Raw genomic sequence first — 20,803 nt, forward strand, 5'->3', positions numbered from 1 at the left:
AATCTAGGAGCCGCCCATGACCCGGTCAACCAGGTTCGGCAGAAGTGTTATCGGCGCGTAGTGGATACCCGGCACCTTCTCCTGCGTGCCGGACGGCCCATGCGCCTTGTCGAACCCCAGCTTGGCCGCCTCGCGCAGCCGGATCGAGGAATGCGCGACGGGCCGCACTTCGCCGGCCAGCGAAATCTCGCCAAACCACGCCGCACTGCCAGACAGGGGCCGGTCAGACAGCGCCGAAATCAGCGCCGCCGCCACCGCAAGGTCTGCTGCCGGATCGGTCAACCGGTAGCCACCGGCAACGTTGAGATAGACTTCCGCGGTCGAGAAATTGAGCCCGCAGCGCGCTTCCAGCACCGCCAGCAGCATCGCGAGCCGCCCGCTGTCCCAGCCCACCACCGCGCGGCGCGGCGTCGCCCCGCTCTGGAGCCGTACGGTGAGCGCCTGAATCTCGACCAGCACGGGCCGCGTGCCCTCCAGCGCTGGAAACACTGCGCTCCCCGGCACCGGGTTCTCGCGCCCTGAAAGGAACAGCAGCGAGGGATTGCCGACTTCCTCCAGCCCCGCCCCCTGCATCGCGAACACGCCGATCTCGTCCACCGCACCAAAGCGGTTCTTCAGCGCGCGCAGGATGCGGTACTGGTGGCTGCGCTCGCCCTCGAAGCTCATCACCACGTCGACCATGTGTTCCAGCACGCGCGGGCCGGCGATCGTGCCGTCCTTGGTCACGTGGCCCACCAGCACCAGCGCGGCACCGCTTGCCTTGGCATAACGGATCAGCTCGAACGCGCAGCCGCGCACCTGGCTCACCGTCCCTGGCGCGCCTTCGATCTGGTCGGAATACATCGTCTGGATCGAATCGATCACCACCAGCGCCGGCGGGTCCATCGCGTTCAGCGTCGTCAGGATATCCCGCACCGATGTCGCCGAAGCGAGCATGATCGGCGCCTTGCCGAGTCCCAGCCGATCCGCGCGCAGCCGCACCTGATCCGCCGCTTCCTCCCCGCTGATGTAGACTGCCGTACCACCCGAAAGCGCCACCTTGGCCGCCGCCTGCAGCAGCAGGGTTGACTTGCCGATGCCCGGATCGCCGCCCATCAGGATCGCCGAACCCGGCACGAGCCCGCCGCCCAGCGCGCGGTCGAGCTCCGCCAGCCCCGTCTTGCGCCGCTCCGGCAGCTTCACCGGCTGATCTAGCGCGACAAAGGCGACTGGCCGCCCGCCGCTCGAAAGATCATGCTTGGAGGAAAACACCGTCTCCGGTGCATCCTCGATCAGCGTGCTCCACTCGGCGCAATCGGGGCACTGCCCCTGCCAGCGAGGCGAAACCCCGCCGCAAGCCTGGCAGACATATCGGCGTTTGGGTTTGGCCATGAAGGAGGCCTAATGCGAACATAGCAGGAACGCAAGTCCCGCTTCGCGCCATATTGATGGGAAATTGGTGCCCCTGGCCAGACTCGAACTGGCACATCTCTCGATAACCGATTTTGAGTCGGTCGCGTCTACCATTCCACCACAGGGGCACTGGAGGCGGACTTACCCGCCCCCGCGAGCCGCATCAAGCCGTCTTGATCGCGCCGACCACCAGCTTGTGCAGCTTCGAATGCAGCGCGTCATTGCCGGCCAGCACGGTCTCGTCACAGATCGGGTGGGAACGGCCGCGGTAGTCCGAAACGAAGCCGCCCGCCTCGCGTACCAGCAGGCATCCGGCCGCGGTATCCCACGGATTCAACCCGCTTTCCCAGAACCCGTCGAAACGGCCCGCCGCCACCCACGCAAGGTCCAGCGCCGCCGAGCCGAAGCGGCGTATTCCGGCCACGCGGGGGCCGATCTCGTGGAAGATCCGCGTCCACTCGGCAAAGTCGCCATGCCCGGCAAAGGGAATGCCGGTCGCAATCAGCGCCTCGTCCAGATTGCGCCGCGCCGAAACGCGCAGGCGGCGGTCCTGCAGCCAGGCGCCGCGGGTCTTCTCGGCCCAGAAGCTTTCGTCGGTGATCGGCTGATAGACGAGCCCGGCGGTCACTTCGCCCCAACCCTTCCCGTCCAGCGTCGGCTCCTGCACCGCGATCGAGATCGCGAAGTGCGGGATACCGTGGAGGAAATTGCTGGTGCCATCGAGCGGATCGATGATGAAACGCGGCTTGCCGGGCTCGCCTTCGATCGTGCCGCCCTCTTCCATCACGAAGCCCCAGCCGGGGCGCGCCGTGCGCAGTTCGTCCCACAAGGTGCGCTCGGCGTGCTGGTCGGCCTTCGAGACGAAGTCCGCCGGCCCCTTGCGGCTCACCTGGAGATGCTCGACCTCGCCAAAGTCACGGCGCAGCCGCTGGCCGGCCTTGCGGGCCGCCTTCTCCATCACCCGCATCAGGCCGGAAATGGCGGACATCAGCCGACCTTGCTCACGTAGGTGCGCTCATAGACATCGACGATGATGCGCGTGCCGCTTTCGATATGCGGCGGCACCATCACGCGCACGCCGTTGTCGAGGATCGCGGGCTTGTAGCTCGACGAAGCGGTCTGGCCCTTCACCACGGCATCGGCTTCGACGATGGTCGCCTCGACCTGCTCGGGCAGCTGCACTGAAATCGGGCGCTCTTCCCACATTTCGAGCAGCACGGTCATGCCGTCCTGCAGGAACGCGGCGGCATCGCCGAGAAGATCGCTGGGGAGCGTGATCTGGTCGTAGGTTTCCACGTCCATGAAGATCAGGTCATCGCCCTCGGCATAGAGGAACTGGAAGTCCTTGGTGTCGAGGCGCACGCGCTCGACCGTGTCGGCGCTGCGGAAGCGGACGTTGGTCTTGCGGCCGTCGATCAGGTTCTTCATCTCGACCTGCATGAACGCGCCGCCCTTGCCGGGCTGGGTGTGCTGGGTCTTGGCAACCTTCCAGATGCCCTTTTCGTATTCCAGGATATTGCCCGGACGGATGTCCACGCCGCTGATCTTCATGATGGAAAGAGCCCTAATTGGGATGCACGCCAAACGGGTGCGGGAGCGCGGCCCTTAGCGCCAAGCGGCGATTGCTTCAAGCCGCCGTCGCATGCTAGCGCCAAGCGCATGATCAGAGCCGCCTCCGCCGCCCTCCTTCTGCTCGCTGCCGGCCCGGCCCTGGCCGCCCCGGGCGGTGCGATGCTGACGATCGCACAAGGCCGCTGGACCTGCGAACTGCCGGGCGATGCAACCACTCCGCCGGTTCCGCAGCCTCAGGACAACTTCAGCATCGTTCCCGATTCCAGCTACATCGCTAACGGTGTGCGGGGGACCTATCTGCTGCTGAGCAGGAAGCTTACGATGACCTCTGGGCCTTTCGCGGGCCGACGCTTCGACAAAGTCGGCCTCTCGCTGATCAAGCTCGGGTCTGATGGCAAGCGCGAGGCATTGCGCTGCGTCCGCGCCGGCGCGGTGCGCGATGATTACAGCGCGGATGAAGGCTCACCTTCCGAGTAAGCCGTTCAGGCAGACGCCCCGGCAATCGCCGCGACAAGCGCCCGCACGCCGTCGGCCTCATCGCCGCCCCACACGGCATTGCTGACCGCGAGGAAATCCGCCCCTGCCGCCACCAGCGGCCCGCAGTTCGCCGCCGTGATCCCGCCGATCGCCACGCAAGGCAGTTCGAACAGCCGCGCCCACCAGCTCAGCAGCTCCGGCTCCGCGACATGCTTGGTGTCCTTGGTCGAGCTCGGGAAGAACGCCCCGAACGCGACATAGTCCGCCCCCGCCTCGCCAGCTTCCATCGCGAGATGCCGGCTGTCGTGGCAGGTCACCCCGATCTGTGCCGCCTTGCCAAGGCGCGCGCGCGCATCCGCCACGCTGCCATCCTGCTGCCCGAGATGGACACCATCCGCTCCGAGCCGCTTGGCGAGCGAAATCGAGTCGTTGACGATGAAAGCCACCTCGCGGTCCGCGCAAATGCGCAGAAGCGGTTCCGCCAGACGCGCCGCCTCATGCTCGGCCACATCCTTCACGCGGAACTGGAACGCCGCGACCGGCCCTGCATCAAGCGCGCGGGCTAACCGGTCAGGGAAGGCACCGCCGACTTCGAGCGGCGAGATCAGGTAAAGCTGGCAGCTGGGTTCAGACATGCCGGGGCCTTAGCGAGCAACGCGAGAAGGCGCAAACTTCCTCAATCCTTCTCAGCCCCTGCCATAACCCGCTCATGCTGAGCTTGTCGAAGCATCATGCACAGCCGTCGCACCAGCACCCTTCGACAGGCTCAGGGTGAACGGAGCTGGAGTTGTGCGGCAGAAGGAAGAGTGGCGCCTGCCCCTCAGGCCGTCTTCACCGTCGAACCGCGATGGATCTCGTCGATCGCCGCGCCGAGCGAGGCATCGAACTCCGCATCGCTCATCTGCGCGCGCAGGTCTTCGAGCAGCGCGCGGCTGAAGCTGGCGATGATGCCCTTGTTCTTGGCCAGCTCCACGCAGGCCTCGGGCCGCTTGTAGCCACCCGAAAGCGCGACGACGCGCAGCACGCGCGGATGGTTCACCAGCGGATCGAACGTGCCCGGCACAACCGGCAGCGAGAGCTTGAGCATCACTTCCTCGCCTTCTGCCATGCCATCGAGCGCCTTGAGCAGTTCATCCAGCAGGATCGCATCGCATTCCGCGCGCGTATCGCTCTTGATGTTCACTTCGGGCTCGATGATCGGCATCATGCCGTGCGATAGAACCTGGCGGCCAACCTCGAACTGCTGCGCGACCACAGCGGCAATGCCATCGCGGTTCGCCGAGTTGATCACCGAACGCTCCTTGGTGCCGAACACGCCGAGCGCATTCGAGCGCTCGAGCAGCGCATCGAGCGTCGGCATCGGCTTCATCAGCTGTACGCCATTCGCTTCGTCCTCGAGGCCCTTGTCGATCTTGATGAAGGGCACCACGCCCTTCGCCAGCAGCGCCGCCGGAACGGGTGTGCCATCGACATCGCCATCCATCGTGCGCTCGAACAGGATCGCGCCAATCACCTTCTCGCCCGTAAATGCCGCCGAACGGATGATCCGCGCGCGCATTTCGTGGATCAGGCCGAACATTTCCTCTTCGGAATTCCACGCTCCCGCTTCGATGCCATAGCCCGCCAAAGCCTTGGGAGTCGAACCACCGCTCTGGTCCAATGCCGCGATAAAGCCCTGGCCCGCTGCGATCTTGGACTTCATCTCGGCGTAGTTCATGGCATGTCCCTCTGAATAGCGCATTCGTATGCGCGCGCCCCTAACGCGGATCGTGCCGCACTGCAATATCGCAGCGCAACCGATCCGAGAATTATCTTGAGATCAGGCCTCCAGCGCTGCCACGCCCGGCAGCACACGGCCTTCCATCCATTCAAGGAAAGCGCCGCCGGCAGTCGAGACGTAGGAGAAATCGCCCGCCACCCCGGCATGGCTCAGCGCCGCGACAGTATCGCCGCCGCCCGCCACCGAAACCAGCGAGCCCTCGCGGGTAAGCGCCGCCGCAGTGCGCGCCAGCGCCACGGTCGCAGTGTCGAACGGCTGCGTCTCGAACGCGCCGAGCGGCCCGTTCCACACCAGCGTCCTGCAGACCTTGAGCACGTCGGCGAGCGCTTCGGTCGCCGCAGGACCGACATCGAGGATCATCTCGCCCCCCGCCACTTCGTGTACGTTGCAGGTGCGCAAGGAAGGCGGATTGGCCGCGAACTCCTTCGAGACCACCACGTCATACGGCAGGTGCACAGTGCAGCCCGACGAGTCTGCCGCATCGAGGATCGCCTCGGCGGTCGGCGCCAGATCATGCTCGCACAGCGACTTGCCGACATCGACCCCGCGCGCGGCGAGGAACGTGTTGGCCATGCCCCCGCCGATGATCAGGTGATCGACCTTCCCGACGAGGTGCTTCAGCACATCGAGCTTGGAAGACACCTTCGCCCCGCCGACCACGGCCGCCACGGGCCGCTCCGGCTCGCCCAGCGCCTTGCCAAGCGCCTCGAGTTCGGCCTGCATCGAGCGGCCCGCATAGGCCGGCAGCACATGCGCCAGACCCTCGGTCGTCGCATGCGCGCGGTGCGCAGCCGAAAACGCGTCGTTCACATAGATATCGGCGTTCTCGGCAATCGCCTTCACGAGTTCCGGATCGTTCTTTTCCTCGCCCTTCCAGAACCGCGTGTTCTCGAGGCAGGCGATCCCGCCCTCGGGGAGGATGCCGACCACCTGCTTGACCACCGGGCCGGCGATCTCGGAAACGAACATCACTTCGCGCCCGATCACCTGCTCGACCGCGCCGACGACCATGCTCAAGGACTGGGTGGAAACGCGCTCGCCCTTGGGCCGGCCGAAGTGCGCCAGCAGCAGCACCTTGGCGCCCTTGTCGGCGAGTTCGAGGATCGTCGGCTTGGCGGCCTGCACGCGGGTGTCATCGGTCACCGCGCCGTCCTGCATCGGGAGGTTGAGGTCCACGCGCACCAGCACGACCTTGCCGCGCACGTCGCCCAAATCGTCAAGCGTCTTGAAGCTCATTCCTCGATCCTCACTTCATCGCCGACGGCAATCTCGCCCTCGCTGATTACCCGTCCGCAAATTCCGCCGCGCCAGTCCGGCGTCAGCGCCGCGCGCAGTCCTTCACGCAAGGCATCCATCCGGCTGCACGGATCGCATTCGCAGCGCACCTCGATGCGCAGGCCCTTGCCGATGGCGATTACCTTGCCTGCCTCACGCGGCAGGCGCACGCCTGAAACAAGCAGATTGGCCAGCCGATCAGACCAGACGAGGCCGTCGGCGCCGCCCAGATCCTGCATTGCTGCCGCCCAGCTTTCGGCCTCGATCACCGTAATCTGCCGGTTGCCCTTCTTGCCTTCCGGCACAGGCCCCCGGCAATCGCCCTCGAGCCCCATGTCCGGAGTGACGAGGGCGCGGTCCAGCACTTCCATAGGCCCGCGGGACACCTTGTGCCGGGCAATCCCGTCAAGCCGTCCCGCACCCATGTCCGTCATTTCAGAGCAGGCCCGCCATCACGCCGGCCGTATCGACCATGCGGTTCGAGAAGCCCCACTCGTTGTCGTACCAGGAAAGCACACGCACTAGCTTGCCGTCGATCACCGCGGTCTCGAGGCTGTCGATGGTCGAGCTGTGCGAATCGTGATTGTAGTCGATCGAGACCAGCGGCTCGTCGCTGAAGCCCAGCACGCCCTTGAGCGCGCCTTCCGACGCGGCCTTGAGCAGCGCGTTGACTTCTTCCTTGGTCGTGTCACGGCCGGGCTGGAAGGTCAGGTCCACCACCGAGACGTTGGGGGTCGGCACGCGGATTGCCGAACCGTCGAGCTTGCCCTTCAGTTCGGGCAGCACTTCACCCACCGCGCGGGCCGCGCCCGTCGTGGTCGGGATCATGCTCATCGCGGCAGCGCGGGCGCGGCGCGGGTCGCTGTGGATCTGGTCGAGGATCTTCTGGTCGTTGGTATAGGCGTGGACCGTCGTCATCAGCCCGCGCACGATGCCGATGCTGTCGTTGAGCACCTTGGCGAAGGGGGCGAGACAGTTGGTGGTGCACGAAGCGTTCGAGACGATCGTGTGCTCCGCCGTCAGCTTGTCGTGGTTCACGCCGTAGACGACGGTGAGATCGACGTTCTTGCCCGGCGCCGAGATCAGCACCTTCTTGGCGCCCGCCGCAAGGTGCTTTTCGCACGAAGCGCGGTCGGTGAAGAAGCCGGTGCATTCCAGCACGATGTCGATGCCTTGTGCAGCGTGCGGCAGGTTGGCGGGGTCGCGCTCGGCGGTCACCGCGATGCGCTTGCCGTCGATGACGAGGTCATTGCCGTCGACTTCGACCGTACCCTTGTAGGCGCCGTGCACGCTGTCGCGCTTGAACAGCAGTGCGTTGTCCTTCGCGCTGGCGAGATCGTTGATCGAAACCAGCTCCAGCCCGCAGTCCGGCCGCTCCAGAATGGCGCGCGCCACATTGCGCCCGATGCGCCCGAACCCGTTGATCGCAACCTTGGTGGCCATGCTATCGTACTCCTGGTTTCGCTTAGGAAAGCCGCGCGCGGATGCGCGGCAGGATCTTCTCGGCGGTCAGGCCGAAGTGGTCGTAAAGCACCGGCGCCGGGGCCGAAGCACCGAAGCTGTCGATGCCGATGGTGAGGCCGCCCGCTACATACTTCTGCCAGCCCAGCGTCACGCCCGCCTCGATCGAGACCTTGAGCACATCCGCCGGCAGCAGGTCGGCGCGGTAGGCCTCGTCCTGCTCGTCGAACAGCTCCCAGCACGGGAACGAGACGACATCGGCGCCCACGCCTTCGGCTTCGAGCACCTTGGCGACATCCATCGCGATCTGCACTTCCGAACCCGTCGCCATCAGCACGACCTTGCGCGGCGCCGACGCGGCCACAAGGCGATAGGCCCCCTTCGCGCTCTTGAACTCGGCATCGAAGCGCACCGGCGGCAGGTTCTGCCGGGTCAGCGCCAGCACCGTCGGGCGGTGGGCATTGGCCAGCGCAAGGCTCCAGGCTTCCGCCGTCTCGATCGCGTCCGCCGGGCGGAACACGAGGAGGTTCGGGATCATGCGCAGCGACATGACATGCTCGACGGGCTGGTGCGTCGGACCATCCTCACCCAGACCGATCGAGTCATGCGTAAACACATAGATCGCGCGCGTATGCTGCAGCGCCGACATGCGCACGGCATTGCGGCAATAGTCGGAGAACACGAGGAACGTGCCGCCATAGGGGATCACGCCCCCATGCAGCGCCATGCCGTTCATCGCCGCGGCCATGCCGAACTCGCGGATGCCATAGTAGACATAGCGCCCGCCATAGCTGTCCTTCGTAAGCGGGCCGGTCGACTTGGTCTTGGTATTGTTCGAACCCGTCAGGTCCGCCGAACCGCCGACCATTTCCGGGATCACCGCGGTCATCGCCTCCAGCGCCATCTCGCTCGACTTGCGCGTGGCGACCGTCGGCGGGTTGGCGATCAGGCTTTCGATATAGGCGTTCTTGGCGCCCACGTCCGCCGGCAGCTCGCCCGCCATGCGCCGGGCCAGTTCCGCGCCCTGCGGGTGAGCTGCTGCGCGGGCCTCCCACTCGGCCCGCGCCGCAGCGCCCTTGGCACCGGCCGCACGCCAGTTCGCCAAAATGTCCGACGGGATCTCGAACGGCACAGCCGTCCAGCCGAGATATTCGCGCGCCGCCTCGATCTCGCTCTTGCCCAGCGGCGAGCCATGGACGTTGTGCCCGCCCTGCTTGTTCGGCGCGCCCTTGCCGATCACCGTCTTGCACGAAACCAGCGAGGGGCGCGGATCGGCCGCCGCTTCGGCCAGCGCGCGCGCGATATCGGCAAAGTCGTGCCCGTCGCACTGCGCCGTGTGCCACCCGCTCGCCGCATAGCGCGCCAGGATGTCTTCCGTGGTCGAAAGCGAGGTATCGCCATCGATGGTGATCTTGTTGTCATCCCACAGCACGTTGAGGTGCCCGAGGCCGAGCGTCCCGGCGAGGCCGACCGCCTCGTGGTTCACGCCTTCCATCAGGCAGCCATCACCCGCGATCACCCAGGTCTTGTGATCGACCAGCTCGTTGCCGAAGGTCGCGTTGAGATGCCGCTCGGCAATCGCCATGCCCACCGCCATGGCGAGGCCCTGCCCCAGCGGACCCGTGGTGCATTCGACGCCTTCCAGCATGTCGTTCTCGGGATGCCCCGCGCAGGGGCTGCCGAGCTGGCGGAAATTGCGGATGTCGTCGATCGTCGGCGCGGCATAGCCTGTCAGGTGCAGCAGCGCATAGATCAGCATCGAGCCGTGACCGGCCGAAAGCACGAAACGGTCGCGGTCCGACCACTTTGGCGCGGCGGGGTCATACTTCAGGAATTCGGTAAACAGCACCGTCGCCACATCGGCCATGCCCATCGGCATGCCGGGGTGACCCGAATTGGCGGCCTCGACAGCATCCATCGCGAGCGCGCGGATGGCATTGGCCATCGGCGTCAGTACGGTCTGATCCCGTTCCATCTGAATATCCTGACCTTTGTCCCGCGGCCAAGGCCGCCCAGCCGCCACCGATTCGGCAGCGGGCTCTCTTTGGGAGCGGCTCTCCGTAGCGTCAAGGCTGGGGCGGCAGCGTCAAGATTGGGGAAAGGCGGGCGCTTCCCGACTTGCGGGCCTAGGCAATTGTGCTAGCGATATCGGCCATGACGACCGAGGCGCAGGATTCCCCGCTCGATGCGGCGCTGGACAGGATCGAGCAGGCGATTGTCCGCCTCGAAGCCGCCGTAGCCGCCGCCCCCGCTCCCGCCGAAGTGGCCGAGCTGCGCAGCCGCCACCGCCGGCTGAAGGAACGGGTGAGCGAGGAAATCCAGCAGCTTGATCTCCTGCTGGCCAATCTTCCGCAATGAGCCCGGCAGCATGAGCAACGTCACCCTCACCATCGGCGGCCGCCCCTACACCGTCTCCGCGCCCGACGGCGAGGAATCGCATATCGAGATGCTGGGCCGCATGGTTGCGGACCGCGTCACCAAGACCGGCGCCGGACAAAGCGAAACCCGCATGCTCCTCTTCGCGGCGCTGATGCTCGCGGACGAGCTGCACGAGCTCCATCGCCGGATGCCGCCCCCGCAGGAGGAAGCGCCTGAGCCGGCCCAGCCGGCCGCCGAAGTGCTCGCCCGGATCGAGACACTGGCCGCCCGCGTCGAGAAGCTCGCCGCGCATCTCGAAGAACCCGCCACTTGAGAAAGCGCGCCGCCTCCCCTAGATAGGAAGCGACGGGTTCTGCCCGGCACGTGCCACATGAAATCCCTGAGGCTATAAGCAAATCCTTGGGGGCTGTCCCTGCCTTGGCCCTGGCCCCGGTACATGGTCCCCACCTGACGTGAACGCGTCAGAGGATTCTCCTGGAAACGACCCATGGTGGTCCCGTCACCCCCCGGCACGAAGCCTAAGTTCAAGCGAGACCGACGATGAGCGCAGACCCCGCTTCCGCCAAGGCGGCCCTGCGCAAAGCGTTGCGCGCCGCCCGGCGCGATCATGTTGCCTCCCTCGATCCGCGCGTGAAGGCGCTGCTGTTCAAGCGTCCGCCCTCCGCACTCGGCGCGCTGATCCCGCAGGGCGCGACCGTCGGCCTCTATGCCGCGATCGGAGACGAAGCGCCGACCCATGCCTACGCGGCCCATTTCCACGAAGCCGGCCACAAGGTCGCCATTCCGTGGTTCGCCGCGCGCGAGGCACCGATGGAATTCCGTCACTTGGCCTCGCCGCACGTCGACGAACTGATGGAGTCCGGCCCCTGGCGCGCGCCGCAGCCGCTGCCCGATGCAGACAGTCTCGTGCCTGACGTCCTCTTCGTCCCGCTCGTCGGCTTCACGGCAACCGGCAGGCGCCTTGGCCAGGGCGGAGGGCACTATGACCGCTGGCTGGAAAAGTACCCCCACGTCCCAGCCATCGGCATGGCGTGGGACAGCCAGCTCGCAGAAGACCTGCCATTCGAGGCACATGACAGACCGCTCGCCGCAGTGGTAACCCCCACGCGCCTCTATCGCCCCTTTTGAGCGGAACCCCCAATGGACGATCCCAAATCCTGGCAGCCGACATGGCGCAAACCCTTCGGCATTCTCGCGCTGATCCTGGCGCTGTTCGGCTATGCGCTGATCGTGGCGGGCCTCTCCGGCCCCATCGGCAAGCTGCCGGTTCTGGCACAGACGCTGGTCTACGTGATTCTCGGCACAGTCTGGCTCCTGCCGCTGCGCCGCTTCCTGATCTGGATGGAAACCGGCCGTTGGGGTTGATTTGAAACGATTTTTACGAAACGCAAAATTTGCCGCTCTAGGGCGTTGACAGCCCGCAAGTCCCCCCCTAAATGCGGCGCTCCCAAGGCGAGCGGGTGTAGCTCAGTTGGTTAGAGTATCGGCCTGTCACGCCGAGGGTCGCGGGTTCAAGTCCCGTCACTCGCGCCATTGGGAAGACGGAAAAGGCACCTTCGGGTGCCTTTTTCTTTGCCCACACTCCGCGTGCGCATGCGCCGCAAGCCCCCATTAACCAAACTTTATCGGCAGGCGTGCCAATCAGGTCCCGACGGCGCGAGGGGCGCCGAGGGGCATTCGAACTGATGTACAGAGCAGTCCTTCCGGCGATGGTCGTCGCAGGCGCACTCGCACCGGGCGCAGCGCATGCGGCAGGCGGCGTCCAGTTCGCCAGCGATGTCTTCGTGGAGCGCTTCCAGCCCGCCCCCGGCGGCCGCACCGCCCGCATCCTCGAACGCGCCGACCAGCTCCGCCCCGGCGACCGCGTGATCTTCGTCGTCAACTGGTCGGGCCGCAAGGACGGCGGCTTTACCGTCACCAATCCGCTCCCGCGCACGATCGCCTTTGCCGGCGGCGCGGATGGGGCGCAGGAAGTCTCGGTCGATGGCGGCCGCACCTGGGGCGCGCTCGAAGCCCTCACCGTGCGCGACGCCTATGGCCGCCAGCGCCAAGCCCATGCCGAGGACGTGACGCACTTGCGCTGGCGCATCCCGACCCAGCTCGCGCTCGCCGGCACCGGCCAGATGACCTGGCGCGGCGTGGTGCGCTGAGGCGGAATTTCGCCGTCCCGCCCCCCCCCAACCGCTCATGCTGAGCTTGTCGAAGCATCTTGCGCAGCTTATGCGGCAGCACCCTTCGACAAGCTCAGCATGAGCGGGATTGGGTATATCTTGGGGTCCGTCAATCCGCCAATAGCAGCACCGGCGTCTCGATCAGACGCTTCAGCGCCTGGATAAAGCTCGCCGCATCCCAGCCATCGACCACGCGGTGATCGCAGCTGATCGATACGTTCATCAGCTTGCGCTTGGCCACGCGTTCGCCGCCCATGCCATCGGGCACGAACATCGGCCGCTCGACAATCCGGTTCGGCCCGATGATCGCCACTTCCGGCCGATTGATCACCGGCGTCGTCGCCACGCCGCCCAGCGCACCAAGCGACGTCACCGTGATCGTCGAACCCGATAGCTCGCCAGAAGTGGCCGTCCCGCTCCGCGCCGCATCGGCCAATCGCGCGATTTCGCTGGCCAGCTGCCACAGGTTCCGGCCCTGCGCATCGCGGATCACCGGCACCATCAGCCCGCCCGGCGTCTGCGTCGCCATGCCGAGATGCACCGCGCCGTGCCGCGTCACCACGCCCGCCTCGTCGTCATAGCGGGCATTGAGCATCGGGAAGTCCGGCAGCGTCTTGCAGATCGCGGTGATCAGCAGCGGCAGCATCGTCAGCTTGGGCCTGATTGCACTTTGGGACCCGCGCGCCTCGTTCAGCTGCGCGCGCATCTCCTCGAGCGCGGTGACGTCGCATTCCTCGACATACGTGAAGTGCGGAATATGCCGCTTCGCCGCCGCCATGTTCTCGGCAATGCGGCGCCGCAGGCCGATCACCTTGACTGTCTCGTCCTTGCGCGCCGCACCCGCGGGGCGATAGCCGCCACCCGCATTGTAGGCGAGGAACTGGTCGAGATCGGCATGCCGCACCCGGCCTTCTTCAGAAGGCTTCACTTGCCCCAGATCGATCCCCAGCGCCTCGGCCCGCGCGCGCACCGCCGGGCTCGCCAGCACCTTCATTGGACCGTGATCAAAGGGAATCCGTTCTTCAGACTGCACCATTAACGGCGCAGGCGCAGGCTCTTCTTCAATTGGCGCCGCTTCCACAACCTCCGCTCGTCCTGAGCCTGTCGAAGGACCACTCAAAACCTCCGCGGCAGGCGCGGCAACCTCGGCCTCATCCCCCTCCGTCTCGATCACCACCAGCGGCGAGCCAATGGCGATCACATCGCCCACCTCGCCCGCCACCGAAATGATCTTGCCCCCCACCGGGCTTTCCATCTCGACCGTCGCCTTGTCGGTCATCAGGTCGGCGACGCGGCCGTCCTCGGCGACCACATCGCCCACCTTGACGTGCCACGCGACAATCTCGGCCTCGGCGATGCCTTCGCCGATATCGGGCAGGCGGAACGTGAAAGTACCCATGGCGTCAGGCCTTCAGAAGACGATCAACGGCCTCGCCGATGCGGACCGGACCCGGAAAATATGCCCATTCGAGGCTGTGCGGATAAGGCGTGTCGAACCCGGTCACGCGTTCGATCGGGGCTTCGAGGTGATAGAAGCAATGCTCCTGCACCAGCGCCGAAAGCTCTGCGCCAAAACCGCCGGTGCGCGTCGCTTCATGGACGATGAGGCACTTGCCGGTCTTCTTCACCGAAGCCTCGATGGTCTCGATATCGAGCGGCACCAGCGTGCGCAGGTCGATGATCTCGGCATCGACGCCCTTGTCGGCCAGCACCGCTTCGGCGACATGGACCATCGTGCCATAGGCGAGCACCGTCATCGCCTCGCCTTCGCGCACCACCCGCGCCTTGCCGAGCGGGATGCGGTAGTACCCTTCCGGCACTGCGCCATCCTTGTGACGCGACCACGGCTCGACCGGCTTGTCGTAGTACCCGTTGAACGGCCCGTTGTAGATGCGCTTGGGCTCGAAGAAGATCACCGGATCGTTGTCCTCGATCGCCGCGATCAGCAGCCCCTTGGCATCGTGCGGCGTCGACGGGATCACCGTCTTCAGCCCCGCGACATGGGTAAACAGCGCCTCCGGGCTCTGGCTATGCGTCTGCCCGCCGAAGATACCGCCGCCGAACGGCGAGCGCACCGTGATCGGCGCGGTATACTCGCCTGCCGAACGATAGCGCAGCCGCGCCGCTTCGGAGACCAGCTGATCAAGCCCCGGATAGATATAGTCGGCGAACTGGATCTCCGGCACGGGCCTGAGGCCATAGGCCCCCATCCCCACCGCCACGCCGATGATCCCGCACTCGCTGATCGGCGTATCGAACACCCGCGTGCGGCCATACTTCTTCTGCAGCCCCGCCGTCGCGCGGAACACGCCGCCGAAATAGCCGACATCCTCGCCCATCACGACGATATTGGCATCGCGCGCCATCATCACGTCGAGCGCGTCGTTGATCGCCTCGATCATGTTGAGCTTTTTCATGGAAAAGGTTTCGCTCACGCTCAATCCTCCTTCCACTCGGGCCATTTGATACGCCGCTCGCGGATCGCCTGCTCGCTCTGTTCCTTGAGGTGCCAGGGCAGCTCCTCGAACACGTCCTCGAACAGGGTGCGGAACGGATGGTGCAGGCCATGCCCCAGCACGCCATTGCCTTCCGCCGCCTTGGCCGCCGCCTTTACTTGCTCGGCCAGCTCCAGATCCATCGCCGCATGTGCCTCCGGCGTCCATTCGCCCAAAGCCTCCAGATGCCGTGCCAGACGGTTGATCGGATCACCCAGCGGCCATTCGGTCCGCTCCGCCTGCGAGCGATATTGCCCCGGATCGTCCGACGTCGAATGCCCCTCCGCTCGGTACGTGAAGTGCTCGATCAGCGTAGGCCCGCCATTCGCCCGCGCCCGGTTCGCTGCCCAGCGCGTCGCCGCATAAACGGCCAGCGGATCGTTGCCGTCGACGCGCAGGCCAGCAATGCCATAGCCGATCGCCCGCGCCGCAAAGGTTGTCCGCTCGGCTCCGGCAAACCCCGAAAAGCTCGAAATCGCCCACTGGTTGTTGACGACGTTGAACACGACAGGCGCGTTGTAGACCGCGGCAAACGTCATCGCCGAATGGAAGTCGCCCTCCGCGGTCGAGCCCTCGCCCAGCCAGGCCGCGGCGATCCGCGTATCCCCCTTGATCGCGCTCGCCATCGCCCAGCCCACCGCCTGCGGATATTGCGTCGCGAGATTGCCCGAGATCGAGAAGAACGAAGCCTCGCGCGCCGAATACATGATCGGCAGCTGCCGGCCCTTCAGCTTGTCTGCCTTGTTCGAATAGATCTGGTTGATCATGTCGACCATCGGATAGCCACGCGCGATCAGGATGCCCTGCTGGCGGTAGCTCGGGAAGACCATGTCGTCGCTGGCCAGCGCCATGGCCGGGGCAATCGATGTCGCCTCCTCGCCGGTGCACTTCATGTAGAAGCTGGTCTTGCCCTGCCGCTGCCCGCGGTACATCCGGTCGTCGAACGCCCGGGTCAGCGCCATCAGGCGCAGCATCCGCCGCAAAGTCTCGGGATCGAGCTTCGGGTCCCACGGCCCGACGGCGCGGTGGTCATCACCCAGCACCCGCACCAGATCGAGGCACAGCGGATGCGTCTCGCTCGCCGCGCAGCCCTCATCGGGCCGCGCCTGCGCGCCCGCTGCCGGTATCACCAGATGGCTGTAGTCAACCGCATCGCCGGGACGAAACTTCGGCTCGGGAACATGCAACTGAAGCGGCGGCAGATTGCTGCGGGCACCTTCGGTCATGCGCAAAACGCCTGCATCAGTCACTCCCGGCGCGCCTCCAGTCTGAGACGCATTATTAGCTCATCGCATAATAATATTACACGCCGCTTTCCGAGTCAATCACACCGCCACGGGTGCGGCAATATGCGCCTGCGGGGCATAATCGGTCACCTCGAAGTCATCGATCCGGTAGTCGAACATGCTCTCGGGACGCCGCACGATCTCGAGCTTGGGGCTCCCCTCCGGCACCCGCGCCAGCTGCGCTTCCACCAGCTCGGCATGATTGAGATAGAGGTGCGTATCGCCCCCCATCCACACCAGCTCGCCCGGTTCCAGATCGCACTGCTGCGCCAGCATGCGAATGAACAGCGCCCCGCCCCACAAGTTGAACGGCAGCCCGAGCGCCACATCGCAGCTGCGCTGATAGAGCAGCCCGGAAAGCTTCCCGTCCGCCACATGAAACTGGTAGGTCTTGTGGCACGGAGGCAGCGCCATCTGCCCCAGCTCCGCCACGTTCCACCCCTCGACGATATGCCGCCGGCTCCCGGGGTTCTTCCTCAGGCTCTCGACCACCTCGGCCACCTGGTTCACGCCAGAGGCGCGCCGCGCAAACAGGCCGTCGCCCGCCGGTTCATAGACCGGCCAGTCCGTCCACTGCTTCCCGTAGACCGGCCCCAGATCGCCCCAAGCCTCGGCAAAGGCGTCATCCGCGACGATCCGCGCCGAAAAGTCCTTGCGGCTGATCTCCTCACCGGTCTCGCGCCGATAGCGATCCAGCGGCCAGTCGGTCCAGATCTCCACCCCTTGTGCGCAAAGTTCGCGGATATTGGTCCGCCCGGTCAGAAACCACAGAAACTCGCGCGTCGCCGTCTTCCAGTAGACCCGCTTGGTCGTCAGCAGCGGCATTGCCCCGTCCGCCAGATCGAACCGCAGCTGCGCGCCAAACACGCTGCGCGTCCCCACCCCGGTGCGGTCCACCCGCTCGTCGCCCTGCTCCCAGATGCGCCGCATCAGGTCGAGGTACTGCTCTTCGGGATGCCCCGCACGTGCTGGCTGCGAGACTCGGCTTGCGGAAAGGACACTGGCCATGGAACAAGCCTAATCGCTCATCTCCCGCATGACCAGCAGCGCCCCCATGCCGTCCACCAACCTATCGGTCCGAAGGCAAGATTCTTGCAAAAAGGGTGCTTGCCACCCTCAAATCCCCCGCCTATAGCGCGCCCCTGCCTCGGAGCCGGCTTGCCGGCAGCCCGATCGGTCGGGGAGTAGCTCAGCCTGGTAGAGCACTGTCTTCGGGAGGCAGGGGCCGGAGGTTCGAATCCTCTCTCCCCGACCACTTCAAGTTCAAGGGAAAGCAGCGCGGATTGGCACGGCGTCTGATTGCGCGCAATCTCTGGCCCATCTCCACACGATCTGCACAATGCGCGGGCATGGGACGCTGCCCTTCCCCTGCCGCAGAGACGCAGCCATGCACAACGCCCTTGTCCTGATCGCCGAAGACGAGCCGGAAATCGCCCGCATCCTCGATTCCTACTTCACCGCGGGTGGCTTCCGCACAGTCACCGCCGCTGATGGCGAGACCGCGTTGATGCATCACGCCATGCTGCGCCCCGATCTCGTGCTGCTCGATGTGCAGATGCCGCGCAGGGACGGCTTTGCGGTGCTGGTCGAACTGCGCCGCCGCGGCAACACGCCGGTGATCATGGCGACGGCCCGCGCCGAAGACCTCGACAAGCTCTCAGCGCTCGAGATCGGTGCCGACGACTACGTGGTCAAACCGTTCAACCCCAAGGAAGTCGTCGCCCGTGCCCGCGCCGTCCTGCGCCGCACCAGCGGGGCGATGGGCGAGCCTGGCGTGCTGCGCGTCGGCCCGCTCGAAATCGATACGGCCTCCTATCTTGTCAGCGTCACCGGCGAGGAGCCGCCGCGCCGCCTCGACCTCACCCTCACCGAATACCGTCTGGCCGAACATCTGGCCCGCGCCCCGCGCCGCGTCTTCACGCGCGGCGAACTGGTTGATGCCTGCATGCCCGGCAGCGACGCGCTCGAACGCACGGTCGACAGTCACGTCAGCAATCTGCGCCGCAAGCTCGAACAGGCCGGCGCCAGCGGCCTCATCCGAGTCGTTCGCGGCATCGGCTACCGGCTGATGGGCGAATGAGCAGCCTTGCCTCCCGCACCCGTCGTGGCTGGCGCAGATTGCTCCCGCCGTGGCCGCTCACCTGGCAGATCACGCTGGCCTTTGTCGGGGCCATGCTGGTCAATGGCTTGCTCGTCAGTGCCGCGATGGACATGTGGGGAGACTACTCCATTGCCCGGTTGAAGGCCGGGCTCAGCCCCGCTGCCCTGCGCGCGACGCGCGAGCTCGAGGCAAAGCGCACTCCAGCCACGGCAGATCTTGCCGAACTCATGCGCGAGACGAGCGGGCTGCAGGACACCCTGCAGCAGGAATCCAACGCCGTGCTCTATCTGATGCTCGCGCTCGCCGCGCTCGTCACGATGGCGATCGGCTACATGATTCTCGGCAAGCTCGGCCGTGGTCTCGACAATGTCGCGGGCGCGGCGCGGCGCATTGCCGAAGGCGATCTTGCCGCACGCGCCCTTCCCGTCCGTTTCGCCTCGCGCGAGGAGCGCGAGCTTATCCGCGATTTCAACCGCATGGCCGGCTCGCTTCAGCGGGCCAGCCGCGAGCTGAGCGAGGGTACCGCCGCCGTCGCCCATGAACTGCGCACTCCGCTCACCATCCTGCAGGGCCGGCTCCAGGGCATCAGTGACGGGATCTTTGCCGCAGAACCGGTCATCATCGACAGCCTCTTGCACCAGACTGAAGCACTCGGCCGCATCGTCGATGATCTGCTGACGCTCCATCTCGCCAATGCCGGCCGGATGAAGCTGCAGATCGGCGACGTCGATCTCGGTGCGGAAGCACACCGTGTGGTCACTGCGATGGCGCATGAACTCGGCCAAGCCGGCCTCGCCCCTGTCCTCACACTGGCTCCTGCCCCGATTGCAGCAGACGGCCTGCGTCTGCGCCAGGTGATCAGCGCTGTGCTCAGCAACGCATGCCGCTATGCCGCCGGCTCGGGCCCCCTGGCAATTGGCGTCTGGCGGAATGCGGGCAGCGTCGTGCTCGAAATCGCGGATCGCGGCCCTGGCCTTCCGCCGGGCATCCAGCCCGATCAGCCGTTCGACCGCTTCTGGCGCTCCGAAACCTCTCGCAACCGCGAGGCTGGCGGCTCAGGCCTCGGCCTTGCGGTGGTGCGCGCCATCGTCGAGGCGCATGAAGGCGAAGTCAGCTTGCGCAATCGCGCAGAGGGCGGCGCAGTCTTCACCATGACCCTGCCGGTCCAGGTGCCCTCTGCCTGACATATCTGCGCTGGTCTCGAAGAGATCTCCACATTCGCTCCCGAAATCCTCCACGCACCGCTGCGAAAGGACGCCTGTCAGCGGCAATCGTGCCTGCTGCGCCCCCTTTCAGGAGCTTTCGCATGACCCGTACGCTTGTTCTTGCGACCACCGTCGCGCTCGCCCTTCCGCTCGCCGCCTTCGGCACGGCCGCCCGCGCCGAGCCCACGCCGCTGGCCGGAGTCCATGTCGGCGTCGATCTCAGCCGCACCTCGCTCGAATCCCGCCAGTCGGCCGCCGCCCCGGAGAAGGACCGCAAGGGCATCGCAATCCGTGCCCATGTCGGCTACGATGTGCCGCTCGGCCCGCTGCTTGTCGGCGGCGAAGTGGGTCTTGGCAGCGGCGGCCGCACTGTCACTGTCACTGGTGCGGACGGCAGCCGGTTCAGCGTCGATCCCGGCCGCAACTTTGATCTCAGCGGCCGCGCCGGCGTTCTCGTCGTGCCAGGTGCGGTGGTCTACGGCCGGGTGGGCTATGCGTGGCTGCGCACCCGCCAGACGGGCACCACCGGCACGACCGAACTGTTCAGCGTCAAGCGCACCAATGCCGGGGTGACCTATGGCGGCGGCGTCGAAGTCGCGGTGGGCGGCCCGGTCTCGGTGCGGGCGGAATACACCCATGCCCGCTACACCGCCAACCTCAAGCAGGACCGCTTGTCGGTCGGTGCCTCGCTGCGTTTCTGAAGCAATCCCGTAATCGGAAGGCGGTCCGCTGGCGTGCGGGCCGCCTTTTCGCATCACAGGCCCGAGGCCCGCTCCGCCAGCAGCCCGATCAGCACGCTCAGCCCGCCCAGCCCGATCGAAAGGTTGCGCCGCAACGCCAGCCACCCTTCGGGTTTCAGGCCGATCGCCAGATCGACCAGCGGCGAAAGCGCGATGCACAGGCCCAGTGCCATCAGTTCCGGCCCCGGCCAGGTCCAGCCCAGCATCCATGGAAACCACCCCGCCAGCGCGATCAGCGACGGCGCGACACCGGCGAGGAATATCCACTTCGGGCTTTCGGGCTTGGCGATCCCGATGCCCCACCACACCCCGCCCAGAAAGCTGAAAATCAGCGCCGCATAGGCATAGGCCAGCGCGAGGCCCGTCCACGCCCACGGCCCGCCCTTGAACACCGCCAGCAGCGCCGCGACCTGCGGGAGAAGCCCGGCATACCCCAGCGCCCGCGCCGCTTCAGAAACTCGCTTCACAA

23 protein-coding genes and 3 tRNA genes are annotated in these 20,803 nt (G+C 66.2%); 11 read left to right on the plus strand and 15 right to left on the minus strand.

What is annotated here, in order from left to right:
- Window positions 1-3: 3 nt before the first annotated feature.
- From radA to efp, 4 genes are all read right to left on the minus strand, one after another.
- Window positions 4-1,371 (minus strand): DNA repair protein RadA, encoded by a 1,368-nt coding sequence (radA, locus tag NDB2M1_RS11990; protein ID WP_072382552.1) that lies wholly within the window; start codon window positions 1,369-1,371, stop codon window positions 4-6.
- Window positions 1,372-1,436: 65 nt separating this feature from the next.
- Window positions 1,437-1,520: transfer RNA gene (locus tag NDB2M1_RS11995), tRNA-Leu, on the minus strand.
- A gap of 35 nt (window positions 1,521-1,555) precedes the next feature.
- Window positions 1,556-2,380, minus strand: coding sequence for an inositol monophosphatase family protein (locus NDB2M1_RS12000; RefSeq protein WP_054122154.1), 825 nt, complete (start codon window positions 2,378-2,380; stop codon window positions 1,556-1,558).
- Window positions 2,380-2,943, minus strand: a complete 564-nt coding sequence (gene efp, locus NDB2M1_RS12005; RefSeq protein WP_054122153.1) for an elongation factor P — start codon at window positions 2,941-2,943, stop codon at window positions 2,380-2,382. The genes NDB2M1_RS12000 and efp overlap by 1 nt, the downstream gene beginning before the upstream one ends.
- 108 nt (window positions 2,944-3,051) lie before the next feature.
- Between efp and NDB2M1_RS12010 the strand changes: the two genes are divergently transcribed.
- A complete protein-coding gene (locus NDB2M1_RS12010; RefSeq protein ID WP_054122152.1) occupies window positions 3,052-3,441 on the plus strand; it encodes a hypothetical protein in 390 nt (129 codons plus the stop codon).
- 5 nt (window positions 3,442-3,446) lie between these two features.
- On the opposite strand, the gene thiE is transcribed toward NDB2M1_RS12010, so the two are convergent.
- The 6 genes from thiE to tkt form a co-directional block, all read right to left on the minus strand.
- On the minus strand, window positions 3,447-4,076 hold the full coding sequence (thiE, locus tag NDB2M1_RS12015) for a thiamine phosphate synthase (protein ID WP_072382553.1): 630 nt from the start codon (window positions 4,074-4,076) through the stop codon (window positions 3,447-3,449).
- A 185-nt stretch (window positions 4,077-4,261) separates the two neighbouring features.
- Window positions 4,262-5,158: a fructose bisphosphate aldolase gene (locus NDB2M1_RS12020; RefSeq protein ID WP_072382555.1), complete on the minus strand. Its 897-nt coding sequence runs from the start codon at window positions 5,156-5,158 to the stop codon at window positions 4,262-4,264.
- 102 nt (window positions 5,159-5,260) lie between these two features.
- Entirely contained in the window at window positions 5,261-6,457 is a 1,197-nt protein-coding gene (gene pgk, locus NDB2M1_RS12025) for a phosphoglycerate kinase (RefSeq protein WP_072382558.1), read from the minus strand.
- On the minus strand, window positions 6,454-6,867 hold the full coding sequence (locus NDB2M1_RS12030; protein WP_171955383.1) for an MOSC domain-containing protein: 414 nt from the start codon (window positions 6,865-6,867) through the stop codon (window positions 6,454-6,456). Before NDB2M1_RS12030 ends, pgk begins: the two co-directional genes overlap by 4 nt.
- 64 nt (window positions 6,868-6,931) lie before the next feature.
- Window positions 6,932-7,939: a type I glyceraldehyde-3-phosphate dehydrogenase gene (gene gap, locus NDB2M1_RS12035; protein ID WP_054122148.1), complete on the minus strand. Its 1,008-nt coding sequence runs from the start codon at window positions 7,937-7,939 to the stop codon at window positions 6,932-6,934.
- A 22-nt stretch (window positions 7,940-7,961) separates the two neighbouring features.
- Entirely contained in the window at window positions 7,962-9,932 is a 1,971-nt protein-coding gene (gene tkt, locus NDB2M1_RS12040) for a transketolase (protein ID WP_072382560.1), read from the minus strand.
- Window positions 9,933-10,111: 179 nt separating this feature from the next.
- Here tkt and NDB2M1_RS12045 point away from each other — a divergent pair, with 179 nt between their 5' ends.
- From NDB2M1_RS12045 to NDB2M1_RS12070, 6 genes are all read left to right on the plus strand, one after another.
- Complete coding sequence (locus NDB2M1_RS12045; RefSeq protein WP_072382561.1) at window positions 10,112-10,315, plus strand: hypothetical protein; 204 nt, start codon at window positions 10,112-10,114, stop codon at window positions 10,313-10,315.
- A gap of 10 nt (window positions 10,316-10,325) precedes the next feature.
- Window positions 10,326-10,649 carry a cell division protein ZapA gene (locus NDB2M1_RS12050; protein WP_072382563.1) on the plus strand — a complete coding sequence of 108 codons (324 nt, stop codon included), beginning with the start codon at window positions 10,326-10,328 and terminating at the stop codon, window positions 10,647-10,649.
- 227 nt (window positions 10,650-10,876) lie between these two features.
- On the plus strand, window positions 10,877-11,464 hold the full coding sequence (locus NDB2M1_RS12055; RefSeq protein ID WP_072382564.1) for a 5-formyltetrahydrofolate cyclo-ligase: 588 nt from the start codon (window positions 10,877-10,879) through the stop codon (window positions 11,462-11,464).
- Window positions 11,465-11,476: 12 nt separating this feature from the next.
- Complete coding sequence (locus tag NDB2M1_RS12060; RefSeq protein ID WP_054122143.1) at window positions 11,477-11,701, plus strand: DUF2842 domain-containing protein; 225 nt, start codon at window positions 11,477-11,479, stop codon at window positions 11,699-11,701.
- Window positions 11,702-11,792: 91 nt separating this feature from the next.
- Window positions 11,793-11,869 (plus strand) — tRNA-Asp (locus tag NDB2M1_RS12065).
- A gap of 152 nt (window positions 11,870-12,021) precedes the next feature.
- The gene (locus NDB2M1_RS12070; protein WP_143146735.1) at window positions 12,022-12,486 is read left to right on the plus strand and encodes a hypothetical protein; all 465 of its coding nucleotides are present in this window, start codon (window positions 12,022-12,024) and stop codon (window positions 12,484-12,486) included.
- A gap of 130 nt (window positions 12,487-12,616) precedes the next feature.
- Here the strand turns inward: NDB2M1_RS12070 and NDB2M1_RS12075 are convergent, their stop codons facing one another.
- The 4 genes from NDB2M1_RS12075 to thyA all read right to left on the minus strand — a co-directional run bounded on the left by NDB2M1_RS12075 (window position 12,617) and on the right by thyA (window position 17,296).
- Complete coding sequence (locus tag NDB2M1_RS12075; RefSeq protein WP_072382567.1) at window positions 12,617-13,906, minus strand: dihydrolipoamide acetyltransferase family protein; 1,290 nt, start codon at window positions 13,904-13,906, stop codon at window positions 12,617-12,619.
- A gap of 4 nt (window positions 13,907-13,910) precedes the next feature.
- On the minus strand, window positions 13,911-14,969 hold the full coding sequence (locus NDB2M1_RS12080; protein ID WP_072382569.1) for an alpha-ketoacid dehydrogenase subunit beta: 1,059 nt from the start codon (window positions 14,967-14,969) through the stop codon (window positions 13,911-13,913).
- Window positions 14,945-16,228, minus strand: a complete 1,284-nt coding sequence (locus tag NDB2M1_RS12085) for a 3-methyl-2-oxobutanoate dehydrogenase (2-methylpropanoyl-transferring) subunit alpha (RefSeq protein ID WP_072382571.1) — start codon at window positions 16,226-16,228, stop codon at window positions 14,945-14,947. The genes NDB2M1_RS12080 and NDB2M1_RS12085 overlap by 25 nt, the downstream gene beginning before the upstream one ends.
- A 99-nt stretch (window positions 16,229-16,327) precedes the next feature.
- On the minus strand, window positions 16,328-17,296 hold the full coding sequence (thyA, locus tag NDB2M1_RS12090) for a thymidylate synthase (protein ID WP_072382573.1): 969 nt from the start codon (window positions 17,294-17,296) through the stop codon (window positions 16,328-16,330).
- 170 nt (window positions 17,297-17,466) lie between these two features.
- Here thyA and NDB2M1_RS12095 point away from each other — a divergent pair.
- The 4 genes from NDB2M1_RS12095 (at window position 17,467) to NDB2M1_RS12110 (ending at window position 20,295) form a co-directional block, all read left to right on the plus strand.
- A tRNA-Pro gene (locus NDB2M1_RS12095) sits at window positions 17,467-17,543 on the plus strand.
- 132 nt (window positions 17,544-17,675) lie between these two features.
- A complete protein-coding gene (locus NDB2M1_RS12100) occupies window positions 17,676-18,368 on the plus strand; it encodes a response regulator (RefSeq protein WP_083554823.1) in 693 nt (230 codons plus the stop codon).
- A complete protein-coding gene (locus NDB2M1_RS12105) occupies window positions 18,365-19,573 on the plus strand; it encodes an ATP-binding protein (protein ID WP_083554824.1) in 1,209 nt (402 codons plus the stop codon). The genes NDB2M1_RS12100 and NDB2M1_RS12105 overlap by 4 nt, the downstream gene beginning before the upstream one ends.
- Before the next feature lie 122 nt (window positions 19,574-19,695).
- Complete coding sequence (locus NDB2M1_RS12110) at window positions 19,696-20,295, plus strand: outer membrane beta-barrel protein (RefSeq protein WP_072382576.1); 600 nt, start codon at window positions 19,696-19,698, stop codon at window positions 20,293-20,295.
- Window positions 20,296-20,348: 53 nt separating this feature from the next.
- Here the strand turns inward: NDB2M1_RS12110 and NDB2M1_RS12115 are convergent, their stop codons facing one another.
- On the minus strand, window positions 20,349-20,801 hold the full coding sequence (locus NDB2M1_RS12115; protein ID WP_083554833.1) for a DUF3429 family protein: 453 nt from the start codon (window positions 20,799-20,801) through the stop codon (window positions 20,349-20,351).
- Between the last annotated feature and the right edge of the window lie 2 nt (window positions 20,802-20,803).

The organism is Novosphingobium sp. NDB2Meth1, from assembly GCF_900117425.1.
Classification (GTDB): Bacteria; Pseudomonadota; Alphaproteobacteria; order Sphingomonadales; family Sphingomonadaceae; genus Novosphingobium.

Excerpts from the sequence above, each read along its gene's own strand:
- radA (WP_072382552.1), bottom strand. The coding sequence starts at position 1,371 with ATGGCCAAACCCAAACGCCGATATGTCTGCCAGGCTTGCGGCGGGGTT.
- NDB2M1_RS12000 (WP_054122154.1), bottom strand. The coding sequence starts at position 2,380 with ATGTCCGCCATTTCCGGCCTGATGCGGGTGATGGAGAAGGCGGCCCGC.
- efp (WP_054122153.1), bottom strand. The coding sequence starts at position 2,943 with ATGAAGATCAGCGGCGTGGACATCCGTCCGGGCAATATCCTGGAATAC.
- NDB2M1_RS12010 (WP_054122152.1), top strand. The coding sequence starts at position 3,052 with ATGATCAGAGCCGCCTCCGCCGCCCTCCTTCTGCTCGCTGCCGGCCCG.
- thiE (WP_072382553.1), bottom strand. The coding sequence starts at position 4,076 with ATGTCTGAACCCAGCTGCCAGCTTTACCTGATCTCGCCGCTCGAAGTC.
- NDB2M1_RS12020 (WP_072382555.1), bottom strand. The coding sequence starts at position 5,158 with ATGAACTACGCCGAGATGAAGTCCAAGATCGCAGCGGGCCAGGGCTTT.
- pgk (WP_072382558.1), bottom strand. The coding sequence starts at position 6,457 with ATGAGCTTCAAGACGCTTGACGATTTGGGCGACGTGCGCGGCAAGGTC.
- NDB2M1_RS12030 (WP_171955383.1), bottom strand. The coding sequence starts at position 6,867 with ATGGAAGTGCTGGACCGCGCCCTCGTCACTCCGGACATGGGGCTCGAG.
- gap (WP_054122148.1), bottom strand. The coding sequence starts at position 7,939 with ATGGCCACCAAGGTTGCGATCAACGGGTTCGGGCGCATCGGGCGCAAT.
- tkt (WP_072382560.1), bottom strand. The coding sequence starts at position 9,932 with ATGGAACGGGATCAGACCGTACTGACGCCGATGGCCAATGCCATCCGC.
- NDB2M1_RS12045 (WP_072382561.1), top strand. The coding sequence starts at position 10,112 with ATGACGACCGAGGCGCAGGATTCCCCGCTCGATGCGGCGCTGGACAGG.
- NDB2M1_RS12050 (WP_072382563.1), top strand. The coding sequence starts at position 10,326 with ATGAGCAACGTCACCCTCACCATCGGCGGCCGCCCCTACACCGTCTCC.
- NDB2M1_RS12055 (WP_072382564.1), top strand. The coding sequence starts at position 10,877 with ATGAGCGCAGACCCCGCTTCCGCCAAGGCGGCCCTGCGCAAAGCGTTG.
- NDB2M1_RS12060 (WP_054122143.1), top strand. The coding sequence starts at position 11,477 with ATGGACGATCCCAAATCCTGGCAGCCGACATGGCGCAAACCCTTCGGC.
- NDB2M1_RS12070 (WP_143146735.1), top strand. The coding sequence starts at position 12,022 with ATGTACAGAGCAGTCCTTCCGGCGATGGTCGTCGCAGGCGCACTCGCA.
- NDB2M1_RS12075 (WP_072382567.1), bottom strand. The coding sequence starts at position 13,906 with ATGGGTACTTTCACGTTCCGCCTGCCCGATATCGGCGAAGGCATCGCC.
- NDB2M1_RS12080 (WP_072382569.1), bottom strand. The coding sequence starts at position 14,969 with ATGGCCCGAGTGGAAGGAGGATTGAGCGTGAGCGAAACCTTTTCCATG.
- NDB2M1_RS12085 (WP_072382571.1), bottom strand. The coding sequence starts at position 16,228 with ATGACCGAAGGTGCCCGCAGCAATCTGCCGCCGCTTCAGTTGCATGTT.
- thyA (WP_072382573.1), bottom strand. The coding sequence starts at position 17,296 with ATGGCCAGTGTCCTTTCCGCAAGCCGAGTCTCGCAGCCAGCACGTGCG.
- NDB2M1_RS12100 (WP_083554823.1), top strand. The coding sequence starts at position 17,676 with ATGCACAACGCCCTTGTCCTGATCGCCGAAGACGAGCCGGAAATCGCC.
- NDB2M1_RS12105 (WP_083554824.1), top strand. The coding sequence starts at position 18,365 with ATGAGCAGCCTTGCCTCCCGCACCCGTCGTGGCTGGCGCAGATTGCTC.
- NDB2M1_RS12110 (WP_072382576.1), top strand. The coding sequence starts at position 19,696 with ATGACCCGTACGCTTGTTCTTGCGACCACCGTCGCGCTCGCCCTTCCG.